Raw genomic sequence first — 12,576 nt, 5'->3', positions numbered from 1 at the left:
CTCTATTAAAAAATTTCCATTAATTTATCAAGCTCATCCAGCGTCAAATCGTCGTCGCCAAGGTCACTCGGCGTCAGTTCCGTGCCATCTTGAGATAGGCAATGTTCAATGATTCTATGAAGATGGTCCTTAAAGCTGTCACTGAATGTCTGTATCGTTTTTTCATGAAATTCGAGAGAGTGATAGGCCAGTGACATCGTCAGTTTTCCGTTTTCAATATATCCGACTACATCAAGCGCGTTCGGTTTTTCCGTTTCCGGGCTTAATGACTGTCCTGACGGCAGCTCTGATCTCGTGAATAAACCTGCATCCGACATTTCATCGAACTGTCCTAAATAGTTAAAGCTGATATCCGGCTGAATGGAGAACGCCACATCTTCTTTATGCTCCGGCGCCGTCAAATAGCGCAAAATGCCGTAGCCCACTCCCTTATTCGGGATATGTCTGATGTCTTCTTTCATTTGCTTCAGCTGATAAGCCAGATCATCCGCGTGCTTCATATCCAGCACCATCGGGAACATACTCGTAAACCAGCCGACTGTCCGGGAAATGGTCAGGTCTTCTACGATATCTTCACGTCCATGCCCCTCTAAATGAACACTCACTTGCTCCTGACCTGTCCACTCCTTCATCGCCAATCCGAATGCCGTCAGCAAAATATCATTCATTTCTGTATGATAAGCCTCATGCACCTTGGTGGTAAGCTGTTCTGTCTCTTCAGCAGTCAGCGAAAATTCGATTGTCTTTGTATGTTTCATTCGCTGATCACTAGATTCGCGATCCTTCGGAAGCTTCATCGGGACAGTCTGTTCTTCAAGCTGTTTCCAATACTCTTTTTCTTTCAAAAAGGCCTTAGAATTTGCGAAGTCTTGTAATCTCTCCGCATACTCCGCAAACGAATGGGTTTTCTGCGGAAGAACCGGCTCGTTCCCTTGCTCCAGCTGTGTATAAACCGCGGCGAAATCCTCCAGTAAAATCCGCCACGATATACCGTCAACCACTAAGTGGTGAATCACAAGCAGCAAGTGATCTCCGTCTTCTGCCTGGAACAAGCCTGCTTTTAACAAGCCGCCTTCATTCAAATCGATGCTGCTTTGCAGACGCTCCGCTTCTCTCTCTATGCGGTCTTCATGATCTATAGCCTGCCCCTCCAGCTTGGCGATCTCCAAGTGGACAGACACAGCATCAAGCCCTTTATTAAACTGAACGATCTCCCCTTGTTCCTCGCGGTAGACCATGCGAAGCGCGTCATGATGCTCAATCAGTGCCTGCAATGTCTTTTCAACCCGTTCAGGATTAAAGCCCTTCGCAGAATGAAGCATGACCGACTGATTCCAGTGGTGTTTGTTTGTGAAGTTCTTTTCAAAGAACCAGCGCTGGATCGGCGTCAGGATAACTTCGCCCTCCACCGGGCCTTGGTCTGCCTGTTTGCCTTCGGCACGCTCCACATATTGTGTCAGTTCTTCAATCGTCGGGTGCTGGAAGAGATCCTTCATTTCCAGCTTCCAGCCGTGCTGGTTCAAGCGGCTCGCCATCTGGATGCCTTTAATGGAATCTCCGCCGAGCGAGAAGAAATTGTCGCTGACACCGACTTCAGAAATACCGAGCACGTCCTGCCAAATGCCGGCAAGCAGCTCTTCCATGTCGGTAGACGGCGCTTTGTATTCTCCGCTTCCTGCTTCGATATCCGGCTCCGGCAGTGCTTTGCGGTCTACTTTGCCGTTTGCGGTAACCGGAAGCTCGTTTAATGTCACCCAGAACGCCGGGATCATGTAGTCCGGCAGGGTTTCCTTGAGCGCTGACTTCAGCGCTTCTATGTCAGCTGTTTCCGGTGTGACATACGCCGCGATCGCTGTATTGCCGCCTTTATCTTTTACAGCTGTCACTGCCGCATCCTGCACCTCAGAAAGCTGGGCCAGCTGCACTTCAATTTCTGACAGCTCGATTCGGTAGCCGCGGACCTTGACCTGCTGGTCGATCCGGCCGATGTATTCAATGCCGCCGTTCGTCCATTTCACCAAATCGCCTGTTTTGTACATGCGTTCACCCGGCACGAACGGATCGGGGACAAACCGCTTCGCGGTTTCGTCTTCCCTGTTCAGATAGCCGCGCGCCAGTCCGCGCCCCGCCACACAAAGCTCTCCGGCTACGCCTTCCGGCTGAACCTGATGGCTTTCGCTGAGAATGTACACTCTCGTATTGGCGATCGCGCGACCGATGGAAAGCGAACCTTCCTCCGGATTGATTTCTGTGCTCGTCGCAACGACAGTGTTTTCGGTCGGCCCGTAGTTGTTGACAATCGTGTACGGCTGCTTAACCGCACGCTTCAGTTTGTCTCCGCCTGTCAGCAATACGCGGAGTGATGTGTTCTCTAGCTCCATGAACTGTTCCGCCAGCTGTGTCGGCAGGAAGGTGACTGTGACGTTGTGCGTTTCGAAATAGTCATTCAGGCGGGTGATATCAAGGCGGATCGCTTCATCAATGACATGAAGCTCGGCGCCGATCGTCCAGGTCGGGAACATCTCCCAAATGGAAGCGTCGAACCCGAAGCCCGCGTACTTCGCACTGCGATCCTCCGCCGTCATGCCAAATGCGTCGTGGTGCCAGAAGCACAGGTTCACAAGCGCATGGTGCTCGATCATCACACCCTTCGGCTGTCCGGTCGTTCCTGACGTGTAAATCATATAAGCAAGGTGATCCGAGGTTGTGCCGGTCTGCGGATTTTCCTCGTCGTTTTCATCAAGCGGCAGACTCAGGATTGTGCGGTTGCCGTCAAGAAGAATGACCTCGCCCGTGTAGCTGTCCGGCACTGAGATGCCTTCTTGTTTCAAGAGAAGTTTCGCGCCGCTGTCCTGTAGGATATATTCAATCCGCTGATCCGGATAGTCAGGATCAATCGGCACAAATGCCGCTCCTGCCTTCAGGACACCGAGCACCGCGGCGGACATTTCAAGCGACGGCTTCGTGAGAATGCCGACGCGCTCATCCGCGCCGATGCCGCAGTCAATCAGAATCCGCGCCAGACGATTCGCCTTCGCATTCAGCTCGCCGTACGTCCATGATTGCCCGTTATACGTGACAGCCGGGCGGTCTTTGTGGCGCTTAGCCGCTTCTTCAAACAGCTGATGAACCGTTTGGTCTGTCGGCACAGGCAGTGTTTTTCCTTTCCATGCCTCCAAAAGTGTTTGTTTTTCTGTTTCGTTGACGAGTGACAGGCTGGAAAGCGGCTGGTTTGGATTTTCTGTTACTGCTCCTAAAAGCTGAATCCAGTATTGCTTCCATCGTTCAATCGTTTCCGTTGTAAACAGCGCCGTATTGTATTCAAGAACAAATGTGAGCCCTTCGCCGGTTTCGTCAGCTGTCAGCGTGATATCAAACTTGGCCGTTTTCCGCTCAAACGGATGCGGTTCAAGCTCGACCCCTTTCATCGTTAAATCTTTAATGTTCGCATTTTGCATAGAAAATACTGCGTCAAATAAAGGGTTTCTGCTTGTGTCACGGTGAACCTGAACTTTTCCGATCAGGTCTTCAAGCGGGTAATCCTGCGCTTCAAATGCGCTAAGTGCTGTTTCTTTCACTTCGCCAAGATAATCCGCAAACGTCTTATCGCCCTTCGGATACGTGCGCAGCGCCAGCGTATTGACAAACATGCCGATGACGCGGCTGATGTCTGCTTGAGAGCGTCCGGCTACCGGCGAGCCAACAATGATATCGTTTTGCCCGCTCAATTTTGATAAAAACGCGCTGTAAGACGCCAAAAGAACCATATACAAGGTGGAATCCGTTTCCTTCGCGAGCCTGCGAAGAGCATCTGCTTTTCTTGCATCTAATGAAAATGCAATCCGGTCTCCCTCAAACGTTTGAACCGCAGGACGGCTGTAATCAGTTGGAAGAGTCAGCACCGGCAGCTCTCCTTCAAGCTCCTTCAGCCAATGCTCCTCTTGCTTCCGGTAAAGCTCGGACTGAATAAACTGCTGCTGCCACACGGCATAATCCTTATATTGAATATGAAGCGGCTCAAGGCTTTCTCCGTCGTACAGCTTCGAGAGTTCATCAATCAGCACGCCGACAGACGCTCCGTCAGAAATAATATGGTGCATATCAAACAGCAGCAGATGCTCAGTTTCTGAAAGCTTGATCAGTCCCATTCTGAACAGCGGCAGCCGGTCAAGTGTGAACGGACGGATAAACTCAGAAACGATCCGCTCGGTCTCTTCTTCTGGAGCTTCAAAATATGCCATATCAAACGCTGCTTCATCCCAGATTCGCTGCACCGTTTCTCCGTCTTTTATTTCAAAGGTTGTTCTGAAGGCTTCATGGCGCTCCATTAACTGATTCATTACGCATTTGAGCCTTTCAACATCCAAATGACCATTCAGGCGCAGAACCGATGGCATGTTGTAGCTTGTGTCCGCTCCTTCAAGCTGCTGAAGCACGTACATCCGTTTTTGCGGAGAAGAAACAGGATAAGTCTCTTGTTTCTTTGCCGGTCTGATGCTGATCGCTGTTCCTTTTTCAGCGGCGGCAATAGCCTGCGCTAAGCTTTCAACGGTCGGTGATTGGAAAAGATCCTTCAGAGAAAGTTCGGCGCCCAGTTCCTGATGAATCAAGGCAAGCATCTTCATCCCCGCTAACGAGTGTCCTCCGATATCAAAGAATTGGTCATAGATGCCGATCTGTTCAACCTGAAGCACCTGTGCCCAAATGTCTGCGACTTTTTGTTCTATTTCATTGCGCGGCGCAACATATGAAACACCATTTGAGATGTTGGCGTCAGGAAGCGGAAGCGCCCGACGGTCGATTTTTCCGTTTCCGGTCAGAGGCAGCTCATCCATTTGGATAAATACCGCAGGAATCATGTAAGCCGGCAGATCCTTTGCCGTATCCTCTCTCAGCTCTTGCGCTGTAATTTCACCCTGTCCGACAAAGTACGCACAAAGCAGTTTGTCTCCCGCACCTTGATCGACGGCAAGCACAACGCTCTCCTGCACACGATCGTGGCTTTGCAGCTGGTGCTCAATTTCTCCGAGCTCAATGCGCTGTCCTCGGATTTTCACCTGGTGGTCGATCCGTCCGATAAATTCGATATCGCCATTCGGCAGCCATCTTGCCAAGTCACCTGTTTTATACATGCGTTCGCCTTTTTTAAACGGATGCGGCACAAATTTCTCCTCAGTCAGTTCAGGTCGGTTGTAATAGCCTGTCACGAGTCCTTCCCCGCTGACACACAGTTCTCCGGCGATGCCGGCAGGCTGAACATGTCCCGCGCGGTCAAGAATGTATACTTCCGTATTGCTGACCGGTTTTCCAATCGGAACGGACATCGTGTGCTCATCTAATTCATCAACCGGATGATACGTCGCGAAAACCGTGCTTTCAGATGGGCCGTACATGTGAAGCAGCTTGCCTTTTCCAACGGTCTGCAGCGCTTTTTTCACATGATCTACAGAAGCCCGTTCTCCTCCGAACATAATCTTGCGCAAAGTCGACAAGCATGTCGGATTCAAGTCCACAAGAAGGTGGAACAGAGCTGTCGTGATCATGAGAATGCTGATGTTCTCCCGATCAATGACGCGAGAAAGACGAGCCATGTCCAGAACTGTTTCTTTCGGAACGATGACAAGCTTCGCGCCGTTTAAAAGAGAACCGAACACATCAAACATAAATGCGTCAAATACATAGTTTGAGAGTCCGAGTATCGTATCCTGTTCCGTAATGCTGAGATAATTCGTCTGCTTAACCGTGCGCAGAATATTGGCATGTGTCACGATATTCCCCTTTGGCGTTCCTGTCGTTCCGGATGTATACGTCAGGTTGGCCATAGCCGCCGAATCAAACGGCAGAGCGAGGTTTTGCGCATCGTCGTGATAGCTATCGTCCTCATCAGCGAGCACGATGACGCCTTCGAATTCCGCTTTTTCCGCTAACGCCTTTAATTTCTTCTGGGTGAGAAGCACTTTCGCTCCGCTGTCTTGGAAGAAATGCTGCATCCGCTGAATCGGGTGTTCCGGATCAATCGGTACATAAGCCGAACCGGATTTTAATACCGCCAGGATTGACACAATCATGTCCATTGACCGTTCACATAGGACGGCCGCTGTCCTGCTTTCGCCTGCTCCCATTGAAAGAATGCCGCGCGCTAAACGGTTGGCCCGTTCATTCAGCTCACGATATGTGAGCGATTGCCCTTCATATTGAAGTGCCGGACGATCCGGCGTTTTGGCAGCCTGCTCCTCAAACAGCTGAACAATCGTTTTGTCTTTCGGATAAGGCGTTCTTTCCGGGTTAAACTGCTGAATTTGTGAAACGGCTTCCTGTTCAGAAAGAAGATTGTATTCAGAAATTGGTTTCTCAGGCTCAGCCGCTACATCTTCAAGCAACCGCGCAAAATGCGTGAGCAGCCTGTCTGCCGTGCTTCGTTTAAACAGTTTTGTGCTGTAGTCTAAATCAAGATCAATGCCTTGGTCCGTTTCTCTTGCCTGAACCGTTACATCAAATTTGGCAATGTTGAAATTGGTCTCATGAATCGACAATGTCAAATCACCGACAGCCGGAATGCCCGCCGTTGCGTTTTGGAGACTGAACATCGTGTCAAACAATGGATGCCTGCTGATATCACGCGGTATGTTCAGGTCTTCAACGAGCCATTCAAATGGATAATCCTGATGAGAAAAAGCATCCAGAACCTGCTGGCGCACACGTGTGAGCAGGCTGTTAAAGGTCTCATCCTGCTTCACTTCGCTGCGAATCGCGAGCGTATTGACGAACATGCCGACAATGCCCTCTGTGTCAGAATGATGTCTGCCCGCTGACGGGGTGCCGACAATGATGTCATCCTGCCCCGTATATTTAGACAGGAGCGTATAGTAGGCTGACAGCATAACCATATAAAGTGTGGCGCCATTTTTTTCAGCTAAACGATACAGGCGATTCTTTAACTCCGCATCCAGCTTGATGGAAACCCGGTCTCCTTCAAAGCTTTGGACAGGCGGTCTCGGATAATCGGATAGAAGCTGAAGCACTGGAAGCTCGCCCGCAAAGGCTTCCTTCCAATACGCCTGATCCTCCTGGTATCCTTCAGCAGCCTGCGCGCTTTGCCAGACGGCGTAATCTTTATACTGAAGACGGAGCTCAGGAAGCTGTTCACCGCGGTAAATCTGTGCCAGTTCCTCCAAAATAATGCCGATGGAAACACCGTCAGAAATCAAATGGTGCATATCAAACAGAAGCATATGACGGTTTTCTTCAAGCTCCATCAATCCGATTCTCAACAGCGGCGCTTTCGATAAGTCAAACCGGCGGACAAAAGAAGTCATAACCTCCTCATTTGAGCGGCCGCTTCTTTCAATCATCTCGACGTTGAACTGAACACTGTCATGAATTTTCTGTCTCGGCGTACTGCCTTCAAGCACAAATGACGTCCTCAGTGACTCGTGGCGGCTGATTAACCCGTCAAATGCGCGTTCCAGTTTTTGAATGTCTAAAGGCCCCTCTAAAATAGCTGCCGCCGGCATGTTATATCCGACTCCCGCATCTTCGAATTGGCTGACAATATACGTCCGCTGCTGCGCCAAAGAAAGCGGGTAATGTTTCTGTTTTTCAGCTGGCTCAATTGCCGCAAACGTCCTGCCTGCTTCACGCTCGGCCGCCTCAGCAAGAGCGGCAATGGTCGGATGCTCAAACACATATTGCAGCGGGATGTCTGCGCCTGTCTCCTTATGAATCTTTGTTAAAAGCGTCATGGCCTTCAATGAATGACCGCCCGTTTCAAAGAAATTGTCAAAGACTCCGGCTTTCTCAACGTTCAGCACATCCTGCCAAATCTCAGCGATTGCTTTTTCCATTTCGTTTCGAGGTGCGGTATAAGCTGTTCCGCTGACCGCTTTTACCTCAAGCGCAAACAGCTTGCGGCGGTCAACTTTACCGCTTGGTGTGAGCGGGATTTCTGTGATTTCTGTGATGTAAGCCGGCACCATATAGTCAGGAAGCTGTTTTGCCGCGTGTTCCCGCAAACGTGCTGGAGCAAATTCGCTTCCCTCCTTTTGCACAACATACGCACAAACCTCAAGATTCCCTTGGTCGTCAGGCCTCGCCAAGACGACAGCTTTGGCAACATCAGGCGCCTGCTGAAGCACGGCTTCAACTTCTCCAAGCTCAATGCGGTATCCGCGAACTTTGACCTGATCATCTTCTCTTCCTAAGTATTCGATCGTTCCATCTGGAAGCCAGCGCACCACATCTCCGGTACGATACATGCTGTCACCGGGCACAAACGGGTCTTGTGAAAATTTCTCAGCTGTCAATTCCGGAAGGTTTAAGTAACCTCTTCCTACACCGTCACCCGCGATATACAGCTCGCCCGCCACGCCTTCCGGCTGCAGACGGCCTTTTGTATCCAAAATATACAAGCGGTTATTCCCAAGTGCCTTACCGATTGGCACATACGCTGATTGAACTGAACTGTCCGGGTGGACCGGATGAACGGAAGCATCCACACACGTTTCAGTCGGCCCGTACACATTGGTCAAACGAGGAACGGCACCCGCTTCTTTAAACAATGTCAGAAGCTTGTCCGCCACAACGGAAGAAAGACCTTCCCCGCCAATCAGCAGGTGTTTGAGCTTAAGACCAGTCAAATCTCCCGCAGCAATCAGCATTTGCAGATGGGCCGGTGTTCCGTCCGTCGCCTCAATCCCGTGTCTGCGGTAATACTCAGCAAGAGCAGCGCCATTCGTCACCGTGTTCTTCGGTACAATATAAAGGGTCTGTCCCAAAAGAAGCGACGCGAAAATCTGTTTCACTGACGCATCAAAGTGGAACGGCGCAAGCAATGCCATCCGCAGGGTTTGGCTCTCACTCTGATAAACGGTCTGCTGCAGAGATTCAACCAAATGATGAACCTGGCGATGCTCGATCATCACTCCTTTTGGACGTCCGGTTGTCCCCGACGTATAAATAATGTAAGCAAGATGATCGGCATTCACATTGACATCCGAAATAGCATCTGTACCGCCTGCAATCGCCTGATCAAAGTCAATAAGCTCAGCAGATGCACCTGGAGACGCAACCTTCGATTCAGTCAAGACGAAATCCGCACCGCAGTCCTCCAAAATAAATTGGATGCGCTCTGCCGGAAACTCGGGGTCAATCGGCACATAGGCTCCGCCGGCTTTTAAAATCCCCATAATGGCCGTGATCATTCGTTCAGAACGTTCGAGCAAAACGGCAACCGGGCTGTCTGCACGGACACCCTTCTCTTTCAGCACACTGGCAATGCGTGATGATTGTTCATGTAACGTTTGATAGGACAATGCTCGATTTTCAAACACAACCGCAGGCTGATCAGCAAGCGATTCAGCCTTTTCTTGAAACAGCGCCGGAATCGTCATGTTCTTGCGGTAATTGACCGGTTCACCCCCGGCCCGCAATAGCAGCCGCTCTTTTTCCGCCTCAGAAATCAGTGTCAATTCATCAATCGTATGATTCGGGTGCGTAAGTGCGTTCTCAAGCAATGTCATCATGCGTTCACAAACAATTTCGATTTCTTCACGCGTCATTAAATCAGTACGGTAGTCAAAGTCAATTGTAAGTTTCCCAGTATCCCAGCGATCCTTCACATGAATCGAAACATCATTTAATCCGCTTCCGCTGAAAATGGGCTCAGTCAAAAAGGAAAGATTTTCTTCTTTCTGCCACTGCATCACCTGATATTCAAGAGAAACGGTAAACAGCTTTGTCACAGAGCTTTTTGTTTCACGAAGATCATTGATGAGAAGATTATACGGGTACTTTTGATGGCGAAGAGTTTTCATTAAATCCTTCATCCGGTCTTTAACAAAATCAAAAAACGCCTGTCCGCCGTCAATGTTTGCCCGAAGCGGAACCGTAGAAACAAACATGCCGAGCATCTGCTTTTCTTTCGCATTTGTCCGGTTGCCCATAAATGTACCAGTTACCACATCATTCTGCCCGCTGACTCTGTACAAGTAGGCGGCAAGCACCGATTGAAACACCGATAAAACGCTGACCTTATGCTCCTCACAAAAGGATAAAATTTGCTGATGCAGCGCCTCAGGCACATCTTGAGAGAATCTCTCAGCATCTAAACTTCCGCCTGCAGGAGCATTCCGTTTCAGGGAAACGAGTTCAGGCACCGTTTCAAATTGCTTGTTCCAGAACGCTTTATCTTTTTCAAACCGCTTCGATTGAGCATAGTCCTGTTCAGACAAAACATGATCGATAAATGAATGCGAGATTCCTTTTTTTGTTTCTGAGCCGCCTGCTAATTCCAAGTAAATGTGCATAATGGCGTTTCCGAGGATGTTCATGGAGATCCCGTCAGAAATCACATGATGAACATTTACGTAAAACCATACTTCATTTTCTTTGATGGTAAACAGGGAAAATCGGAATAAATCACAATCGTACAGAGGCAGAGGTTTTTTCGTTTCCTCCCGGCCCCATTGTGAAACAGATTCTATCGCATTCGGATCTCCGGTGGTGTCAGTATGTTTTATATCAACAGGCCGATACTCGCTTATATATTGAACGGGCTCTCCATTTTCATCGAGACGCAAACGAAGACGCATTGCGTCATTTCTGCGGACAAACTCTTGAATCGCTTGCTCCACAAGCTTCCAGTCAATTTCTTCAGTTGAAACCAGCTTACCAATCCCCGCAAGATTTGAAATACTCGTTTGAGGATAAAATTTTTCTGTATACCAAATTCGTTTTTGAGCATCCGTTAAAGGATAAAAAGTTATTTCCATATTATCTTACCTCCCCTAATCTTCAATAATCTGTAACATGTGCAGGATTATTTCTCTTTCGTATCCTTTGACAGCTTTTGAATCCAATGAACTAACCGCTCAAAAAGCCGAAAGTACTACTTCTCAAAAGCGTTGCATCCAAACAAAAAACACAAAGCGACCTAAAAAACGCCAGCCGTATGCATTGATTGCGGTGTCAGGCACAGGCAGATAAAGACCGCAAGCCCTCTTGCCCTAAAGTGAAACATTTTTGCCTATTTCTTCATTGTTTTCAATATTTTTAACCTTTCTAACGTTCACTTTAAATGAAAAAAATGTTTTTATCACCGAAAAATGGGTGAAAAGTTTCATGCGGGATACCGAAAAGATTCCAGTTTATTCACTGGGATATTTTTGCGGGATACCGCAATAATTTCCACTAAACATTATTTACAGAAAAATAAAAATGTTTAAAAAACACTCTCACCCTATTTCCCATTTATTGTTGAAAGCCATTTACAATCTTTACATCCCATATGTTTACCGCGCAAAAACCGAAAAACAGGCAAAAAAAAAGACACCCTTAGCCAAGAGCGCCTTACAACGATTCCTTCATGACATTTTTGTCGATATCAATCAATTCCATATAGCCTTTCCCCCACTCATGCATGGCATCAAGAATAGGCATCAGGCTTTCTCCTTGCGGGGTCAAGGAATATTCAACCTTCGGCGGGACAACCGGATACACTTCCCGGTGAACAATCATATCCTGCTCAAGCTCTCTCAGCTGATTCACGAGGATCTTCTGCGTAATATCAGGAATCAAAGCTTTCAATTCATTAAAACGTTTTGTGCCTTCTTTTCCTAAATGCCACAAAATGAGCATTTTCCATTTGCCGCCGATCACCGCAAGCGTTAATTCCTTCTCACAATTAAACCGTTTGTCGTCCATCCGGCTCAAAAGAAATCCCCCCTTAGTATACTTTTTGTATGTTAGATACGTATCATCACTTACTTACTTTTTGGCAGACTCTTTTTCATTATACTCACTCATAAAACCAAGCGAAAGAAATCTGATTGCCTCTTCTCACAGTATCCTCCAAGTAACTAGTTGACTTCAAAGTGCCTACTTCTCAGCTAAAGAGGGAACCTATAGAATGAAAAATAATTCGAATAAGGGAGTGGATCAACAATGGAATTACAGCTGGCATTAGACCTGGTAAATATCCCGGAAGCCATCGAGCTTGTCAAAGAAGTGGAACAATACATCGACGTGGTTGAGATCGGAACACCGGTTGTCATTAATGAAGGCCTTAGAGCCGTTAAAGAAATAAAAGAAACATTTCCGCAATTGAAGGTCCTGGCAGATCTGAAAATCATGGATGCCGGCGGATACGAAATTATGAAAGCGTCGGAAGCTGGAGCTGACATCATCACCGTTTTAGGGGCTACAGACGATGCAACAATTAAAGGCGCAGTAGAAGAAGCCAAAAAACAGAAGAAGAAAATCTTAGTGGACATGATTAACGTGAAAGATATTGAATCCCGTGCGAAAGAAATTGACGCACTCGGTGTTGACTACATCTGCGTCCACACTGGTTATGATCTTCAAGCAGAGGGCAAAAACTCTTTCGAAGAATTAACGACCATCAAAAATACCGTAAAAAACGCAAAAACCGCAATTGCAGGAGGCATCAAACTTGATACACTGCCAGAAGTGATCAAACAAAACCCTGACCTTGTCATTGTTGGGGGCGGAATTACAAGCGCAGCCGATAAAGCAGAAACAGCTTCAAAAATGAAACAGCTTATTGCCCAAGGATAAATA

General features: G+C 48.1%; 3 protein-coding genes. 1 reads left to right on the top strand and 2 read right to left on the bottom strand.

Annotation, left to right across the window (positions count from 1 at the left end):
• Positions 1 to 5 precede the first annotated feature (5 nt).
• Together srfAA and hxlR are read right to left on the bottom strand one after the other, a co-directional pair.
• Positions 6 to 10,769, bottom strand: a complete 10,764-nt coding sequence (srfAA, locus tag P3L57_RS02025) for a surfactin non-ribosomal peptide synthetase SrfAA (protein ID WP_277617493.1) — start codon at positions 10,767 to 10,769, stop codon at positions 6 to 8.
• Positions 10,770 to 11,346: 577 nt separating this feature from the next.
• On the bottom strand, positions 11,347 to 11,709 hold the full coding sequence (gene hxlR, locus P3L57_RS02020) for a transcriptional activator HxlR (protein ID WP_044161922.1): 363 nt from the start codon (positions 11,707 to 11,709) through the stop codon (positions 11,347 to 11,349).
• A gap of 231 nt (positions 11,710 to 11,940) precedes the next feature.
• Between hxlR and hxlA the strand changes: the two genes are divergently transcribed.
• The gene (hxlA, locus tag P3L57_RS02015; protein WP_003224929.1) at positions 11,941 to 12,573 is read left to right on the top strand and encodes a 3-hexulose-6-phosphate synthase; all 633 of its coding nucleotides are present in this window, start codon (positions 11,941 to 11,943) and stop codon (positions 12,571 to 12,573) included.
• Positions 12,574 to 12,576 lie beyond the last annotated feature (3 nt).

This window comes from Bacillus sp. B28 (assembly GCF_029536185.1).
In the GTDB taxonomy this organism is placed as follows: Bacteria; Bacillota; Bacilli; order Bacillales; family Bacillaceae; genus Bacillus; species Bacillus halotolerans.
The sequence above is the reverse complement of the archived record's forward strand: the minus strand, read 5'-3'. Positions and strand labels throughout refer to the sequence as shown.

What these genes read in the sequence shown, in the direction of transcription:
- srfAA (WP_277617493.1), bottom strand. Translation starts at nt 10,769, where the DNA reads ATGGAAATAACTTTTTATCCTTTAACGGATGCTCAAAAACGAATTTGG.
- hxlA (WP_003224929.1), top strand. Translation starts at nt 11,941, where the DNA reads ATGGAATTACAGCTGGCATTAGACCTGGTAAATATCCCGGAAGCCATC.